10 protein-coding genes are annotated in these 17,042 nt (G+C 57.6%); 4 read left to right on the top strand and 6 right to left on the bottom strand.

The genetic code is table 11. The features are described 5' to 3' along the window. Positions 1-102: 102 nt before the first annotated feature. From ACWKXX_RS05930 to ACWKXX_RS05905, 6 genes are all read right to left on the bottom strand, one after another. Positions 103-978 (bottom strand): 4Fe-4S binding protein, encoded by an 876-nt coding sequence (locus tag ACWKXX_RS05930; protein ID WP_047062461.1) that lies wholly within the window; start codon positions 976-978, stop codon positions 103-105. Beyond that, the gene (locus ACWKXX_RS05925; protein WP_261666074.1) at positions 978-1,757 is read right to left on the bottom strand and encodes a dimethyl sulfoxide reductase anchor subunit family protein; all 780 of its coding nucleotides are present in this window, start codon (positions 1,755-1,757) and stop codon (positions 978-980) included. Before ACWKXX_RS05925 ends, ACWKXX_RS05930 begins: the two co-directional genes overlap by 1 nt. Beyond that, a complete protein-coding gene (locus ACWKXX_RS05920; protein ID WP_022649006.1) occupies positions 1,750-2,379 on the bottom strand; it encodes a DMSO/selenate family reductase complex B subunit in 630 nt (209 codons plus the stop codon). The genes ACWKXX_RS05925 and ACWKXX_RS05920 overlap by 8 nt, the downstream gene beginning before the upstream one ends. Then, on the bottom strand, positions 2,376-4,754 hold the full coding sequence (locus ACWKXX_RS05915) for a DMSO/selenate family reductase complex A subunit (protein WP_348523304.1): 2,379 nt from the start codon (positions 4,752-4,754) through the stop codon (positions 2,376-2,378). The genes ACWKXX_RS05920 and ACWKXX_RS05915 overlap by 4 nt, the downstream gene beginning before the upstream one ends. Positions 4,755-4,842: 88 nt before the next feature. Beyond that, entirely contained in the window at positions 4,843-7,170 is a 2,328-nt protein-coding gene (gene pbpC / locus ACWKXX_RS05910; RefSeq protein WP_090279028.1) for a peptidoglycan glycosyltransferase PbpC, read from the bottom strand. Between the two features lies 1 nt (position 7,171). Continuing rightward, entirely contained in the window at positions 7,172-12,124 is a 4,953-nt protein-coding gene (locus ACWKXX_RS05905) for an alpha-2-macroglobulin family protein (RefSeq protein ID WP_261666072.1), read from the bottom strand. Between the two features lie 286 nt (positions 12,125-12,410). On the opposite strand from ACWKXX_RS05905, the gene ACWKXX_RS05900 reads away from it, so the two are divergent. The 4 genes from ACWKXX_RS05900 to ACWKXX_RS05885 all read left to right on the top strand — a co-directional run bounded on the left by ACWKXX_RS05900 (position 12,411) and on the right by ACWKXX_RS05885 (position 17,040). Continuing rightward, positions 12,411-13,955 carry a PTS transporter subunit EIIC gene (locus ACWKXX_RS05900; protein ID WP_032671865.1) on the top strand — a complete coding sequence of 515 codons (1,545 nt, stop codon included), beginning with the start codon at positions 12,411-12,413 and terminating at the stop codon, positions 13,953-13,955. A 12-nt stretch (positions 13,956-13,967) separates the two neighbouring features. Further along, on the top strand, positions 13,968-15,335 hold the full coding sequence (locus ACWKXX_RS05895) for a 6-phospho-alpha-glucosidase (protein ID WP_017692919.1): 1,368 nt from the start codon (positions 13,968-13,970) through the stop codon (positions 15,333-15,335). Between the two features lie 89 nt (positions 15,336-15,424). Further along, positions 15,425-16,270: a 3-mercaptopyruvate sulfurtransferase gene (gene sseA / locus ACWKXX_RS05890; protein WP_017383536.1), complete on the top strand. Its 846-nt coding sequence runs from the start codon at positions 15,425-15,427 to the stop codon at positions 16,268-16,270. Then, positions 16,270-17,040 carry a MurR/RpiR family transcriptional regulator gene (locus ACWKXX_RS05885; RefSeq protein WP_017692918.1) on the top strand — a complete coding sequence of 257 codons (771 nt, stop codon included), beginning with the start codon at positions 16,270-16,272 and terminating at the stop codon, positions 17,038-17,040. The genes sseA and ACWKXX_RS05885 overlap by 1 nt, the downstream gene beginning before the upstream one ends. Positions 17,041-17,042 lie beyond the last annotated feature (2 nt).

The raw sequence follows: 17,042 nt of genomic DNA, 5'->3' as shown, positions 1-17,042 counted from the left end.
TGTTGTTTTTGCATACCTGAGTATGGTGTGGCGCGGATTATAAAGAGCAATAGCGCCATTGCCTATGGTTATGCATAACATTTTTTTAAAATGAGACGAAGATTAGCAACAGCTCGTATTTCGCATACCGTGTTGATGATGAAAACAGAGCGGACACTGCTTTTCATCAGACGTAAATGACCAGAAATGACGGTGGCACGTCAGGCAAACGGCTTCATATGCCGGTATGGTCACGCTTTTCCCTACCCCGTCTGTTTGTGTCACGTTTATCGCCGCATGCTGGCATACCGCTTCGCAGCCGCCGCACCCCGTACAGCGTCCGGTTTCCACGACCAGTTCAGCGTTCTTAAACCGAATCGCGTTTTCCATACAACTTCGCCAGCACGCGCCGCACAGTACGCAGGATTCGGTATCGAGAGTTATCTCTGCCTCGCTAAACGCAGAAAACGCCCTGCGCAGTTCACGCTGACCGGGCACGACGCTACAGGCCTGGACATCCTCTCGGGGAACGTGCATCAGTACACGCCGGGCGGTATTAACCTCGTTGACGGGTATATATTTAAACGCCCACGCCGCTTCACCGCGTCGGCGAAGCGCCAGATTCAGCCGGGCAATCGCCAGCAACCAGTCAGGATTCTGCTCCGCGTCGATACTGATAAAACGAACGTGGTACTGCGCGTGCCACAGCAGAAGCTCATTCACCCCTGGCGCACGGTCAGTAAACGGCCCAACAAGCGTATCGCCACACAGAAAGCGTTTTCGCGGCGTGATGCCGGTGATGGCCTCAGCGGGGCAGACGAACAGGCAGTCACCGCATTCAATACAGCGGCTGTCATCAACCGAGACGCCTGAGTCGGTAAAAGAAAAAGCCTGCACAGGACAGACGTCCGCGCAGGCGAGGCAGGAAGCGTGGCGAAAACGGCGACGGACGCACGCATGCGTCACGTCCATCGCCGGGGCAAAGGTCAATCCGCCCATCAGCCAATACTGAAGAAAACGAAGCGCAGCATCAGCTCACCGACAATCAGCAATGCGCTTCCCAGCAGCATGGGAGATCGCGCCGCTTTCAGACCGCCCGCAGCAAAGCACAGCATACCCGCAACGGATACGCACCAGCTCAGCAGATGAACGGTTCGCAGTTGCTCCAGCATCTGTAGCGGTGCGTGAGGGAACGTCACCACGGTGTTGTCCATAGCCGTAATATCTGCCAGCCAGACGGGCTGCATCACCAGACGCACAAGCACCAGCAGCGTGATAATGACAACCGCCGCACGCACGGTAGTCTGGGAACGCGTCCCAACGGCCATGCAGGCTGAACCGATAATCCCCACCGAACCGAAAAACAGCACCAGCGTGTTAACGTGCTGCCATGTCACCACGGATGCGTGCATGTAGATCTGCGCCATGCAGAACACGTCGACTAAACCAACCAGACCTGCCACAACCAACAGTGGCTTCCAGTCTGGCTTTTTGACAAACATCAGCAGCGTTGCGAAGCCAAGCGCCGCAAGATAAAGACTGGCAAAGATAATCTCACGACTCAGCCAGGAGCTGGATACGTGGCGCAGCGCGTTAAGAGCATTAAGCGGATAGCCCATGTGCAGCGCGGAAGCGAGCAGCCCCAGACTCGCCAGCACAAACGCTCCGGCTGCCGGCAGCAGCGCGCTGCGTTGCGTGCTTCCGAACGCCAGCCACAGCGTAACGCCAACCGATCCTTGCAGGAACAGCGTAAAAATCAGCAGCGGTAACTCATGCATGACGTTTCCCCTCTTTCTCTGCGCCCTGATGCGCTTTGATCACCAGGTTTGGTTTGGTGATGGAGGAATCAGGCAGGCCTTTCACATCACAGACCGCACCATACTTCGCCCGCAGTTCATCAATCGGCCCGAATTTAATCGCTTCGAGTGGACAGGTTGCCACACAGACGGGCTGCTCTCCCTTCGCCTGGAGATCCACGCAGAAATCACATTTGGACATTTGCCCGGTCTGCTCGTTGAGCTGTGGCGCGCCGTAAGGGCAAGACCATGCGCAGTAGCCGCAGCCGACGCACTTATCAGTATCAACGCGCACAATGCCGTCCCCCGGACGCTTATGCATCGCGGTGGTCGGACAGTTCTTGGTGCAAATGGGATCCGCACAGTGGTTACAGGAAATGGAGAGCGTGTAGGCAAAAACGTTGTTGCTGACGCCGCCCTGCCCGGTCGGGATAAAACTCCCGCCGTTGACTTCGTACACGCGACGGAAACGACGACCGACCTCAAGGTTGTTTTTATCTTTGCACGCCACCTGGCATGCCTTGCAGCCCGAGCAGCGAGAAGAGTCGATATAAAAACCCAGCTGTTTGTCGCTCACCGGTGCGTAATGTTTAAACTGACTCATGCTTTAGTTACCTCCACCAGCATGGTTTGATGGGAATTCCCTTTCGCAAGCGCGGTAATACGGGCGGAACTGAGCACGTTTGCGCAGCCGCCTTTATCGATACCCTGCGCGTCCGGCTGCCACCAGGCGCCTGCCTGCATGGCCACCACGCCTGGAATGATGCGCGGCGTGACCTCCGCCGGGATCTCACAAATGCCGCGCGCGTTATGAATACGCACGGTATCCCCCTGCGCAATGCCGCGCTTTTGCGCATCCTGCGGGTTGATCCACAGCTTTTGCTGCTGCGCCTCAATTAACCACGGGTTGGCGTACTGGGTGGAGTTAGCGCGGTTTTTCCCTTTCCAGGTGATCAGCTGGAGCGGGAAGGTTTTGACCAGCTCGTCTTCCGGCCCTTCATGGGCAGGCACGTAGTGCGACAGCGCCGGGATTTCCGGGTGCTGCATGTCGTACAGACGCTTCGAGAAGATCTCAATTTTTCCGGACGGCGTCGGGAACGGATGATTCTGCGGATCGCGAATGTTGTCTTCAAAGGCAACGTACGGCGCGCTTTTGAAAAGATGCTGACGCGTCTTCTGTAGCGTCGCGAAGTCCGGCAGGTTTTCATCCGGCATGGACAGCCGCGTCTGCTCCCAGATGTGCTCAATCCACGCTTTTTCGTCACGGCCCTCGCTGAACGCTGGCTCGACGCCAAGCTTAGCAGCGACCTCCCGCAGCCAGTCGTAGTCTGAACGGCGTTCAAATTCAGGTTCAATCAGCTTTTCTGACAGGATCAGATAGCTTGCCGTACCCCAGGTTTCGCCGATATTCCAGCGTTCCATGAAGCTGGTTTCCGGCAAAAGCAGGTCGGCGTATCTGGCGCTCGGCGTCATAAACAGATCGCTTGCGACGATAAACTCGATTTTCGACTCGTCTTCCAGGACACGGGTTGCCTGATGAAGATCCGGGTTCTGGTTAGCCAGATAATTGCCTGCCAGCGAGAACAGGATGCGGATATTGCTGTCCAGCTTCTCAGCATCTTTCAGGCCATCTTCCGCGGTTACCTTAGAAGCATCATCCGCGGCCTGCACCCAGTTCATGACCGAAATTTTGGCTTTGACCGGGTTGTCCGGCATCTCTGGCCCGGCCGCAAATTTGCGGTTTGCGCAGCCGCCATAGCCTGCTGCCCAGCCGCCTTTCACCCCGACGTTACCCGTTAGCGTGGCCAGTATCGTCGAGCCGCGCGCGGTGCGCTCGCCGCAGTTGTGACGCTGCGGACCCCAGCCCTGGATCAGCGCGGCGGGTTTGGTGGTTGCGTAGTCGCGCGCCAGCTGACGAATAGTTTGTGCAGGCACGTGGGTGATTTTCTCTGCCCACTCGGGCGTTTTCGCCACGCCATCCTTTGCACCGCTCAGGTAAGCCATCAGGGATTCATTGGCCGGAACGCCCTCTGGCATGGCGTCTTCGTCAAAGCCCAGGGTGTAGCGCTGAATAAAGTCGCGATCGTGCAGGTTCTCCGTGACGATCACATACATCATCGCTTCCATCAGGGCGTTGTCTGTTGTGGGACGCAGCGGGATCCACTGGTCGGCCAGGGAGGAAACCGTATCGGAATAGCGTGGGTCGACAACAATGAAGCGCGTGCCGTTTTGCTTCATCTTCTGGTAGAAGTGGTTGCTGTGCCCGAAGATGGTTTCCGTCGGGTTATGCCCCCAGAGAATGACCAGTTTGGTGTCCAGCAGCGTGTCCAGAGAGCTGCCGCTGGCGGCGGTGCCATAGGTATACGGCGTTGCCGCCGCCGTGTTACCCATACTGACCGAGTGATAGCTTTCGAGATAGCCGCCGGTTAAGTTGAGCAGACGACGAACCATTTTATCGCCGGAAAAGGTCCCGCCGGACACTGCGGTGCCTACATGAACATAGCGTGACGCAGCACCGTATTTTTGCGTAATAGTTTTTAATTGATTCGCAATAAGGGTGGTGGCTTCATCCCAGGTAATACGCTCGAATTTTCCTTCGCCACGTTTACCTACACGTTTCATTGGATATTTCAGTCGATCGGGGTGATAAACAAATTTCCGATAAGCCCGACCACGAACGCAGGCGCGCATCACTGGCATCTGCGGATCCAGCGCGTTATCCGGACGCGTTGAAATTCGGGTCACAACGCCATCACTGACGTGAGCACGAATATCACACTTGCCGCCGCAGTCAAACGTACTACAGGTTTGCACCACTTTTTCTTCAGGCGTAGCGTCTGAAACCGCCGCGCCCTGTGCCTGTGCTTTGCTGGTTTTGACGACAAACGGCAGGGCGGCGAGCGCCGACCCTGCCTGAATAAACTGACGCCGGGATATGGCGGGAATAAGCCCTTCTCCCTGATGTTTATTTTTTTTCATTGCTCGTTCCTTCAAATAAAAACGCATTCTCGTTTTTTTTCAGGAACGAATATTGATAATTATCAAGCTAACTCTTGAGGAGTAACACTTAGCGATCTAATTCAAAATTCACCGTCGCCGTTTGTCCTGTTTCATCCAATACAATCAATTGATATTTACCCGGTAAATATAATTGCAGTGAATAATTCTTCTGATGCCCGTCCAGCGGTTCGCCATTCAAAAACCACCATCGTTGCCCCTCTCCGCCACTGGTTGAAACGTTGAGGGTCATATTTTTCTCACCTGGAAGACGTTTAATTACCGCCCCTTCTCTGACGCCTGACAACATCAGCGGCGCCGCATTATGGTTATCCAGCGGAGGGCAAACCGCTGAACGGGCGGGGAGACGAGCAGCCCGTTTTTCGGCAGCAGGCAGCCAGGGCTCCAGCGGCAGCGGCCAGACATCCAGCACTTTCTCTGTCGCATCAGGGCAATCCGCCGCAACGCGTTTGCCTTCTTTATCCAGCCAGACCGGGAAACGGATCCCGCGAATACCTTCCTGTTCCGGCAGCAGCAGCGTAGGCGGTTCACTGCCTTCCAGCAGCCAGGTTGACAGCCGACGCCGACAGTTTTCGCTCCCTTCAGGCAGGGACTGGCCGCCCGGCCAGCAAATCACGCCCCGTCCTACGCTTGCGGGACGCGGATCGCGCGGCAGGCGCGCTTCATCCACCATCGAGCGGGACTGAAGCATATTATTGACCTGATTGAGGAGCGGTACCGCGCTGGCGAAACCAAACTGACCGGCAACGGGCGTGCCGTCCGGGCGTCCGGTCCAGATTCCAATGACATAGCGGGCATTCAGGCCGATGGCCCAGGCATCCCGGTAGCCATAGCTGGTGCCCGTTTTCCACGCCAGCGGCGCAACCTGGGGCAGCGCACTGTCCGGCAGGGGCTGTGCTTCATTAGCGAGAATGCGACGAATGATCCACGCCGCCCCCTGCGACAGCAGCGGACGTTCGATCAGCGGATCGCCCGGCTGCATACGCAGTCGGCCCGCCTTACCCTGACGCGCAAAGGCGCTATAGGCGGCAGCGATATCAGCCAGCCGTGCGCCTGCGCCCCCCAGGATCAGGGAGAGGTTGGGCTGTGCTCCCGCAGGCAGAATGAGCGGTAATCCCGCGTTGCTCAGCATTCCGGCAAAACGTTTTGGGCCGTACGCTTCCAGAACCTGCACCGCAGGCAGGTTGAGGGAACGCACCAGGGCTTCGCTCATACTGACCGGCCCATGGAAGCCACTGTCAAAGTTGCCGGGACGATAATCCCCCGTTTTTCTTGGCACATCCTGTAATAACGAAGCGGGATGGATCAGACCATCGTCCAGCGCCATGCCATAGATGAATGGCTTGAGGACCGATCCCGGCGATCGGATCGCATTGACCATATCCACGTGGCTGAAACGGCTGTCATCATTGATATCTACCGAGCCTACCCAGCCACGCACTTTCATGGATGTATGATCCACTACGATCATCGCCAGCGAACTGCGGGCAGGCAGGCGTGATTTCCAGTTCATTGCCAGCTCTTCAAGCTGTCGTTGCAATGCTGCATCCAGCGTGGTGACTATTTTTGTGTCACGACTTTTACTCAGCATCATGCGGGAAAAGAGCGGCGCCAGCTGCGGCATCTGCCGGGGAGCCAGCCAGACCGGCTCTTCACGGGACTCTTTGACCTGCTTTTCAGACCAGACGCCCTGAGTCAGCATGCGGTCGAGCACTTTGTTCCGCGCCGCTTCGGCACGCTCCGGCCAGCGGTCCGGGCGCAGACGGCTGGGTGCCTGCGGCAGTACAGCCAGCAGCGCCGCGTCGGAATAGCTCAGCTGCGACGGCGGTTTGCCCAGGTAAGTCCAGCTTGCCGCGCCCACGCCCTGCAACGTGCCGCCAAACGGGGCACGGTTAAGATACAGCGTCAGGATTTCACGCTTGGAGAGATGCCACTCCAGCTGCATCGCCCGCCACAGCTGACGAATTTTACCGCCAAAGGTACGCGGATGCGGATCCAGCAGACGCGCCACCTGCATGGTAAGCGTGCTCCCGCCGGAAACCACTCTCCCGGAGGTGAGATCCTGCCAGGCGGCACGCAGTACAGAAAGCGGATTGACGCCCGGGTGATCCCAGAACCAGCGATCTTCATACTGGATCAGCGCCTCGAGATAGCGTGGGGAAACCTCTTCAATGGTAACCGGATAGCGCCAGATGCCTTCGCTGTCGGCAAAACGCCACAGCGGAACACCCTGCTCATCCACCACCACTCGCGCAGGGTTGACCTCTTTCAGGGGCAACGGCCACACGCGGTCAGCGACGACAATCAGCCCCCCTGAAACGAGAAGCGCTCCCGCCAGCCACAGCCAGCGGGAGCGAATCAGGCGTGCTATCCGCATCTTACGGAACAACGATCAGCGGGCCACTGGCCGCCCCCGTTGCCCGCCACTGCGGAACGTACATGGACTCGACCATCGGAACAGGCACCTGGTAGGTTCCCGGCGTAACGGCACGGGCCAGATAAACCAGCGTGACCGGCTGTCCTTCATTGACCGGCACCGCGGCCACAAAGCGATCGTCGCGGAATTCCATGTGCTGAATATCAGACTGTTGCATCTGATTCAGCAGGTTTTGCACTTCACTGCCGCTGTCCTGCAAGCTGGCGCTGCTGCTCGCCAGATTCTGGTTTTCCAGCTCCAGACCTGCCGGGAGCAGATCCACCACCAGCGCATCCGGCACGTTCTGGCTGGCCTTCACCTCCAGCCACACCAGAACCAGCTCACCGCTCTTCAGAGAAGAGAGCGACTTGCTGCTGCCGTCTGTCGCCAGGATATGACGTTCAATCTGCAAGACATTAGAGGATGGCTGAGGCGCATACTCCGGATAGCCAGTCGTGTCCAGTCGTACCCACAGCGGCGTAGTGCCGGTATTCGTCACCTGCAACGCACCAAGCTGAGCGCTGTTCAGGTTTTCTACCTGCGCTTTATCACTGCTCTGGGTCTGTTCAGAGAGGGTGGTCGTCGCCTGCCACGCGCCTGACAAGGTTTGCAGTGAACGTCCGGCCAGGAACAGCGCATTGCTCTCCTGAGTAGACAGCCAGCGCTGGCTGAACGCGTCTTCAGATAACGTGTTCAGCAGCCTGTTTTGCGCATCCGGCATCAGCTTGTACTCTTCCAGCAGGGAGAGCATCAGGGCATTATCACGCAGCTGGCTGCCGTAATCCGCCATCCAGTTTCGGCTGTCGTTACGGGGAGTTTTGAGAGCCAGATCCAGCGCCTGCTGGCTGCGCGGTGCATCCCCCATCAGTTTGAGTGCCATGCCCAGCTGCATCAACGGAAGCCCGGAAGCAGCCTGAGCGTGGCGCTCCCAGATTTCACGCAGCGCACCGAGCGGCGCTTTTTGCTGACGAGCCAGCACCAGCGAAGCGTACGCCTGAACAGCAAATTTGCTGGCCTGGGTGTCGTCGCTGTAGCGGATGGACATCATCCCCGGATCCTGTAAATAGCGCAGCAGTCGGCTGTTGGCGTTATTCACTGCCTCGGCAGGCACGCTGTAACCCTGCTCCCCTGCCCGCACCAGGAAGTCCGTGACATAGGCGGTCAGCCAGTACTCTTCCGGGCCGTTTTTATCCCACAAGGCAAAACCGCCATCGTCACGCTGCATTTGCAGCAGACGGGAGATCCCGATATCAATGGCCGCACGGCGTTTATCGTCGGTATCGCCTTTAATACCCAGTGCCTTCAGCTGTGCCGCGTTGGTGTAGAGGGACGGGAACAGGCCGCTGGTGGTCTGCTCAAGACATCCATACGGATAGGCCTGAAGTTCACGAATGTAGCGCGCCAGATTTAAAGGTGGTTTACCGCTGAGCAACAGCTGCCCCTGTAGCGTGGCAGGCGAGAAACCGTTGATATGCTGTGCTGGTGCACTCCAGGATTCGCCAGGGTTCAGCATCGTGCCCGTATTCACCGTTTGCGCCGGGAATGCGGGACGCACGCCAATTTTCCAGCTCTTCTGCTGCGGCGCAAACGTCTCACCAGGGAGCTGAAGCCCCGACACCTGAGCAGTCACTTCACCATCTCCATAGCCTTCCAGGGCGCGCACCGGAATAAACAGGGTGCTACGTGCGCCAGGCGGCAGCTTAACCGGCTCTGGCTGAGCACCTTCGAGCGACAACTTACCGGTTGCGGTTAACGCAATGTTCAGCGTTTGCGGCTGGTCCGTCAGGTTAGTCAGGTCCAGCGTCAGGCGAGAGGTATCGCCACTTGCGAGGAATCGCGGCGTATTAAGCTCGGTGATAATCGGAGCCGCCACAATGATTTTGCTTTCGCTGCTGCCGAAATCGTCTTCCGTCCAGCCCTGCGCCATCAGACGCAGTTCGCCGTTGAAATCGCCAATCGGCAGCGTGATGGTGCCTTCGCCGTTGGCATCAAGCGTAACCGGCTGCGCCTGCTGGGCAATTATGGTGACATGGTTCACCGGTGGCTTACCGCCGCGTTTCAGTTCATCGCCGTCTCCGCCAAAGCGCAGTGCGGCCAGACGTCCCTGACCTTCAATCACCTGGCCGTAAACATCATAGATGTCCGCGCCATAGCGCTTCTGACCGAAGAAAGCTTCCCACGGATCCGGCGTGACGTAGTCGGTAATGTTCAGCACGCCGCTATCGACAGCCGAGACCAGTACGTTCACCTTCTGTGGCACAGTCCCCTCTTTTACGCTGGCTTTCACTTTCACAGAAAGCGTCTGGTTCGGACGCATTTTTTGCGGGTTATCCAGTGCGATGTTCAGGCGACGATTTTCGTCCCCCATTGGCAGATGCAGCAGGCCAACCGCCCGTTTTGGCGTGGCGGATTTGGATTTATCGCCAGGACGAACCACCAGCGTGCTGAGGTAGAGATCGTGACGTTTCCAGTCCTTATCCACCGGAATGGCGAGATCCAGACCGTTTGCTGGCACGTCGATCTCTTTCCACCACAGCGGTCCTTCGCTGGATTCGATCATTGCATAGCCCTTGCCTGCGGCCGGCGCTGCAATATGCAGGTTGATGGTATCGCCTGGCTGATAGGATGGCTTGTCCAGTTTCAGCGTCACACGATCCGGGCGAGCAGCGCCCGTGCCATCGCTGTTATCCTGCCAGCTGTACCCCGCCCAGAAGCGCACGCTGCTGACCATGTCATCAGGGGCTTTCACTTCCAGACGGTATGAGCCCCACTCCACCGGGAAGGTGACTTTACCGGTTTCATCGGCCTTGAGGTTTAGCTCCTGCTCGCCCTCAACCAGATCTTTTTGATCAAACTGGGACTGCCAGCCCTCACTCTCGGACCAGTTCCAGAAGTAGTCGCGACGCTCACGGATCAGACGCACCTGCAAACCAGATACCGCTTTTTTCGTCCCGCTGGCATCGGCATAGACGATGTCAAAGCTGGCGTTGCCGTTTTCATCGACAATCGGCTGATTGACGGTGGTATCGGTACGGTAGTCGTAAACGGCCTTGCTGGCGAACTGTGGGCGGATCCCCGGAAGTTCAGCCGCAGGCCAGATAGCCTGCTCGGCGCGTCGCGTTACCGGACGCCCACCTGATTCCAGCAGGCTGGCCTGCAAAATCAGTTGCAGCGGCGAGTGCGCCTCTTTCCACTGGCTTTCGGTGGTAACCTGCCCACGCCCCTGTTCGTCCAGCGTAAGCTGCACTTCATCCAGGCTGCGGCTCAGGTTCTCCTCGGCAATATCACCGAACTGGAAGCCAGGCAGCGTAGGCACCGCGTCACGTAGCGGACGCAGGAAAAGCTGGCCTTGCAGAGAATTACCGTTAGCCGGCGCGCCATACAGGTAATAGCCAGCAACGTTAAAGTCGACATTATCCTGCGGGGAAACTGGCGTTTTTTGCCCGGTCAGATTCAGCGCCATACGCTCAGGCATAAAATCTTCGACGTGGAAATCCCACATGCGCTGCTGGTTATCGCCCGTATTCGCGCGAATATGCCACATGCCGGTCTGGGCGCCGCTATCGAGCGGATAGTTGAAGCGATAAAGGCCGTTCTCAGGTTGCACAACGACCGTACGCGCCACCTGTCCGTCCGGGCGCAGCACGTCAAGTTTTACCGGCTGATCGGGAAGCGGTTTGCCATCGCTGTCGCGAAGCAGGCCGTTCAGGATCACCGTTTCACCCGGACGATAGAGATCGCGCGGGCCAAACATAAAGAACTGTTTGCTGTAACCCGGGTTACCGGCGATATCAAACTCCGCCAGATCCAGCGCCGGAAGTTTGAGGTCGAGAAGCGTCGTCTGGCCATCTTTACTGGCCAGGATCAGCGCGGCTTCTTTATCGGTTTCCAGTTTCGCATGACCATCGGCGTCGCTGTTCGCCTCGGCCAGGGTCTGCCCTTTATCGTTCAGAAGGGTAATAGCCACACCTGACTGTGCCGCACCGTTTTCAAGACTCTGGGTGAAGATGTCCAGGCGGTTATGATAACGGTGAGCGGACAGCCCAATATCACTTAAGGTAAAGAGCGTCGCGGCGTTACTGTAGTTATAGTGACCAGCCTGATTCATCACGGCGATATAGACGCCAGACTGCTGGAGCGGCTTAATATCTTTGAGCGGCAGGAGCAGTTTTTCACGCGTATTGCGCGCCGGGTTGAGGTCGAAACGGCCGGTGTAGACCAGTTCCGCCATCTTCAGCAGGTTGTCAGATTCCCAGTTGGTCAGCGAGTTACGGTACTCCCACTGGCTGACAAACGAGGCCAGCGACTCCGGCTTCACGCGATAGAAGTTCACATCCACATTGTTGACGTTGAGCGCCATCACCGGCAACCCTTCCACCACCTTACCCGGCAGCAGCGATCCGCGGCTGGCGAATCCGACCGTCGGTTCAACATCCCGGGTGGTGATCGCTTTTTCATAGTCGATGCCGAATGTCGCTTTGTTCAGCGCCAGCAAATTACGTTCGACGGTGACGACCAGATTACGATTCGGCTCCAGATGGCGCAGGCGCAGCTCTTTCAGATTGGGGGCCAGTTCCCAGGCGCCGTCCACTTTGCCGCTTTTTTTATCCACCACATGCACCGTTTTCGCAAAATCCTGGCTGGGCTCCAGCGGTACAGAGAAGGTCAGAACCAGCGTCGCAGCGCCGTCGAGTTGCACTTCAGAGGCATCCAGCAGCGTCAACGCCTTGCCCTGACTCTGCGCGGCCAGCTTAGCCAGCTTTTCAGGATCCGGTTTTGCCGGGGTTTTCTGTTCTGATGCAGTAGACGCTGCGGGGGCAGCGGCCTGAGGTTTGTCGTCGCTGTTATCACAGCCGACAAGCGTAAAGGTGGTGAGCAGCGCGAGAGAGATCGCAGCTAAGCGAAACGGTTTCATCCTGTGTCCCTGGCCTGAGGGGCCTGTTGGTCATCGTCCGGATAAGTATTATCCGCAAGTTTCGTTAATACAAAAAGTCCAATTTTATAATCTGGAAAGCACCTCGCAGAATGGCATCACGCAGCCAAACCGTGATGGAACGGCGATCACAGCGCATAACGTAACATGTTACCTTTCGCGTCATTTGTTTTTAAAACAAGAAGATAGCTGGATAAGCTCGCATCAGGCCTGCTAGTTTTATGACCATGACGCACCCCGAGTGCGCGGTTCAATAAGAGAGAAAGCCATGAAACGAGCCGTGAACGCCCTACAAAATTTCGGAAAATCATTGTACGGACCTGTACTTATCTTACCCATCGTCGGCCTGTTTATCGCCTTCGGGAATGTGCTGGGTAACGGCAATCTGGCCGAGTACCTGCCGTTTCTCGGCCACCCGCTGATCCAGAGTGTCGGCCAGCTGATCGCCAAATCTGCCGTGTCGGTGCTGGTCAACCTGGCGCTGGTGTTTGCCGTCGGGATCCCCATTGGACTGGCAACACGAGACAAAGGCTACGCGGCGTTGATTGGGCTGGTGACCTTTATCGTATTCATTAACGCGATGAACGTGACGTTACAGCTTCAGGGAGAACTGGCCCCTGCGGAACAGATGAAAGCCGCCGGACAAAGCATGGTGCTGGGCGTCCAGGTGCTGGAGATGGGCGTTTTCGCCGGGATCCTGACCGGGGCGCTCTCCGGTTATCTGTACAACAAATATTCCGGTGTCCAGTTTAACGGCGCGATGGCGATTTACTCCGGTCACTGCTTTGTCGCGATTGTGATGCTGCCTGTCTCTATGCTGCTCGGCGTGGTCATGAGCGAACTCTGGCCGTACGCACAGCATGGAATAAGCGCTCTGGCGCTGGCGATCAAAGGGTCCGGTCCGTTTGGCGTGGCGATCTACGGTTTCCTTGAACGCATTCTGGTGCCGACGGGCCTGCATCATCTGGTCTATACGCCGTTCCTGTATACCGAACTGGGCGGTACGCAGGAGGTGTGTGGCGCAACCTATCAGGGCGCGCGCAATATCTACTTCGCCGAGATGGCCTGCCCGGACGTGAAGCAGCTCAGCAGTACCGTGGTGTGGGATGCGCGCGGCATCAGCAAGATGTTCGGCCTTCCTGCCGCCGCGCTGGCGATGTACATGACCGCGAAGCCAGAGCGTAAAGCGATTGCGAAAGCGATTCTGATCCCGGCGGCGCTGACCTCGCTGCTGGTCGGCGTAACCGAGCCGATTGAATTCTCCTTCCTGTTCGTCGCCCCGCTGCTGTTCGTGGTGCATGCGGTGCTGACCGGCATCGGCATGATGCTGTTCTCGCTGTTTGGCGTTCACGCCATCGGCGCCAACGGGATTATCGATTTCATCCTCTACAACCTGCCGCTCGGCACGGAGAAGTCCAACTGGCCCATGTACATCGTGGTCGGGCTGATCATGTTCGCCCTTTATTTCGTGGTATTCCGCTTCCTGATCCTGCGCTTCAACATGAAAACGCCGGGGCGTGAAGATGAGGACCAGGAGACACGTCTTTACAGCAAGCAGGAGTACCAGGCGAAGGGCAATAACGACGAGCTGGGCGAATCCATCGTGGTGGGTCTGGGCGGTCGGGAAAATATAGAGGTAGTGGATAACTGCTACACCCGCTTACGCGTCACGGTGAAGGACGTCGACATCATCGACGAACCGCGCCTGAAAGCGACCGGCGCGAAAGGGGTTATCAAACAAGGTAACAACGTTCAGGTGGTCTACGGGCTGCATGTCAAAAAAATGCGAGAAGCCGTTGAGACGTTTCTCTGAAAGGAGCTAAAGATGTTTACACCCCCATTTATTCTGTCGATTGCCGGCGGCGGTAGCACCTACACGCCAGGTATTGTGAAAAGCCTGATGGTACGTCTGCATGATTTCCCTCTGGCAGAGATCCGCCTGTATGACATTGACGAGGCGCGCCAGAACACCATTGCGCCCGTGGTGGAGAAGGTTATTCGCGACCACAGCCAGAGCATCAAATTCACCGTCACCAGCGACCCGGAAGTGGCCTTCAGCGGCGCGCATTTTGTTTTTGCCCAGATGCGCGTCGGACAGTACAAAATGCGCGAGCAGGATGAAAAGATCCCGCTGCGCCACGGGGTGGTCGGCCAGGAAACCTGCGGACCCGGCGGGCTGGCATATGGCCTGCGTACTATCCTGCCGATGGTAGAGCTGATCGATCGGGTGGAACGCTACGCGCACGAAAAGGCGTGGATCGTGAACTACTCCAACCCGGCGGCGATCGTCGCCGAGGGCGTGCGTCGCCTGCGTCCCAACGCACGCGTGCTGAATATCTGCGATATGCCTGTCGCCGCGATGCGCAATATGGGCGCCATTTTGGGCGTGGATCGTCATAAACTGGAGGTGGACTATTTTGGCCTCAACCATTTCGGCTGGTTTACCCGCGTGCGGGTGGACGGCGAGGACAAGCTGCCGGAGCTGCGTAAACATATCGCGAAGTTTGGCCTGCTGACGGAAGATGCCGCGAAAACCGACCCGCAGCACTCGGATCCGTCGTGGGTGAAAACCTGGCGCAACATCAAGCCGATTATGGATAACTTCCCGGAGTACCTGCCGAACCCGTATCTACAGTACTACCTGATGCCAAACCAGATTGTGGAGCATCAGAACCCTGACTATACCCGCGCCAACGAAGTGATGAACGGGCGTGAGAAAAAGCTGTTTGCCGCCGCCGAAGAGTACCAGCGCACCGGAATTTTACCGGACGCCTTCCACGTAGGTGTTCACGGCGAATTTATCGTCGATGTCGCCTGCTCACTGGCGTTCAACCTGCGCCAACGCCATCTGGTGATGGTGGAAAACCGCGGGGCGATTACCAACCTGCCGTACGATGCGGTGGTGGAAGTGCCTGCCTATATCACCTCCGAAGGGCCGGAGCCTGTCCGCGTGGGTCAGGTACCGCTGTTCCACCAGACGCTCCTGCAACAGCAGCTGGCCTCTGAACAGCTGCTGGTTGAGGCAACCATCGAAGGCAGCTACGAGAAAGCGTTGCAGGCGTTCACTCTGAACCGCACCGTGCCGACCATGGAGCACGCGAAAGCGATTCTGGATGAGATGATCGAAGCCAACCGCGACTACTGGCCTGCGCTGCAAAAGGCCTGGCAGGACGGTGAAGCGGTGAAAAAATAGGGGCTTGCTCGCGAGTTGAACGTGGTTAGCTTGTCGGTGTCAGAAAAAACACCGACAATCCTTTTTTACGGAAAAGAATGGAGGCAACCATGTCCACCTCATATTTTGTCGCTGCCGACTGGCTGATTGAGCACGGCGACGACCCGGAAGTTCAGATTATCGACGCGCGCATGGCCCCTCCGGGCCAGGAGCATCGTGACGTTCCCGCTGAATACCGTGCAGGGCACCTGCCTGGCGCGGTATTTTTTGATATCGAAGCCCTCTCCGATCACACCTCTCCCCTGCCGCACATGCTGCCTCGCCCGGAAGCGTTTTCCGTGGCGATGCGCGAGCTGGGCATCAGCAAAGATAAACATCTTGTTGTTTACGATGAAGGTAATCTGTTTTCCGCGCCGCGAGCGTGGTGGATGCTGAAAAACTTCGGCGTGGAAAAGGTATCGATTCTGGCGGGCGGACTTGCAGGCTGGAAGCGCGACGAACTACCGCTTCAGCAGGGTGACGTCACGCTGCCGGAAGGGGAATTTGATGCCACGTTTGACGCTAACGTGGTCAAGCGCCTGACCGACGTGCTGGTCGTGAGCCACGAAAACACGGCGCAAATCGTCGATGCGCGTCCCGCTCCACGTTTCAACGCAGAAGCGGACGAGCCGCGTCCGGGACTGAAACGCGGACATATCCCGGGGGCGCTGAACGTACCGTGGGGCGATCTGGTGTTTGAAGGCGAGCTGAAAACCACCGATGAATTGCGTGCCATTTTTGAACGTCAGGGCGTGGATTTGCATCGTCCGGTTATTGCCAGCTGCGGCTCCGGCGTGACGGCCTGCGTGGTGATCCTGGCGCTGGCAACCCTTGGCGCGAATGACGTGACTCTGTACGACGGCGCCTGGAGTGAATGGGGTGCACGGGACGATCTGCCGGTTGAACCGGCGAAATAATGGATAACCGCCTGGCAACGCTGTTAACGCGCGGATCGTCGCTGACCCGCGCGGAGTATCGCGTCCTCGCCCACCTCACTGAGCATCCATTGCTGGTGGGCAACATCACGGTGCGCGAGCTGGCGCAGGCGACATTTGTCTCTACCGCGACGATTATGCGGCTGTGTCAGAAGCTGGGGTTTAGCGGCTTTAGCGAGTTTATCTGGCACTGCAAGCAGTTGCTTTCTGACACGCCGCATATCACCGTACAGCCTGAGCAACATGCGGAAATGCCCGGGCTTTTTACCCGGTTCGTTGCCAACTATCAGCAGACCTTCCAGTGGGTCACTCAGGACAAACGCCAGCAGTTTGCCAGCCTGCTGCGCCAGAAAGAGAGCTTCTTTCTCTACGGCGCCGGGTTTTCGTACCTTTTTGCCGAGTACCTGACCAAGAAGTTGCAGGTGCTGGGAAAAACGGCGTTCATCTCCGGGCCGGGAGACAGCCGGAATATTTTTCTCAGCAACGCCGCGCGCTATCAGGTGTTTATTGCCGTTTCACGCAGCGGCGAAACGGAGCAGGTACTGGATAAAGCGCGGATCGCCAAAAACGTCGGCATGACGATCGTCGCGTTTACCCGCGCGTCGGCCAATACGCTGGCGGGTATGGCGGACGTGCATTTTGCCCTCTATGACGAAGCGGTACATTTCGCCGCCGAAGCCGCAGGGGTAACGTCGTTTGAGTCGAATCTGGTGCTGCTGATGGATTTACTGCTGCTGGAAGCAACGGGGTGAAG

Source organism: Enterobacter sp. UPMP2061, from assembly GCF_053709615.1.
Note: the sequence above shows the minus strand (reverse complement) of the source record. Positions and strands in the feature narration are given on the sequence as shown.

Bases quoted from the DNA above. Each gene is read 5' to 3' on its own strand.
- ACWKXX_RS05930 (WP_047062461.1), bottom strand. From the start codon at position 978: ATGGGCGGATTGACCTTTGCCCCGGCGATGGACGTGACGCATGCGTGC.
- ACWKXX_RS05925 (WP_261666074.1), bottom strand. From the start codon at position 1,757: ATGCATGAGTTACCGCTGCTGATTTTTACGCTGTTCCTGCAAGGATCG.
- ACWKXX_RS05920 (WP_022649006.1), bottom strand. From the start codon at position 2,379: ATGAGTCAGTTTAAACATTACGCACCGGTGAGCGACAAACAGCTGGGT.
- ACWKXX_RS05915 (WP_348523304.1), bottom strand. From the start codon at position 4,754: ATGAAAAAAAATAAACATCAGGGAGAAGGGCTTATTCCCGCCATATCC.
- pbpC (WP_090279028.1), bottom strand. From the start codon at position 7,170: ATGCGGATAGCACGCCTGATTCGCTCCCGCTGGCTGTGGCTGGCGGGA.
- ACWKXX_RS05905 (WP_261666072.1), bottom strand. From the start codon at position 12,124: ATGAAACCGTTTCGCTTAGCTGCGATCTCTCTCGCGCTGCTCACCACC.
- ACWKXX_RS05900 (WP_032671865.1), top strand. From the start codon at position 12,411: ATGAAACGAGCCGTGAACGCCCTACAAAATTTCGGAAAATCATTGTAC.
- ACWKXX_RS05895 (WP_017692919.1), top strand. From the start codon at position 13,968: ATGTTTACACCCCCATTTATTCTGTCGATTGCCGGCGGCGGTAGCACC.
- sseA (WP_017383536.1), top strand. From the start codon at position 15,425: ATGTCCACCTCATATTTTGTCGCTGCCGACTGGCTGATTGAGCACGGC.
- ACWKXX_RS05885 (WP_017692918.1), top strand. From the start codon at position 16,270: ATGGATAACCGCCTGGCAACGCTGTTAACGCGCGGATCGTCGCTGACC.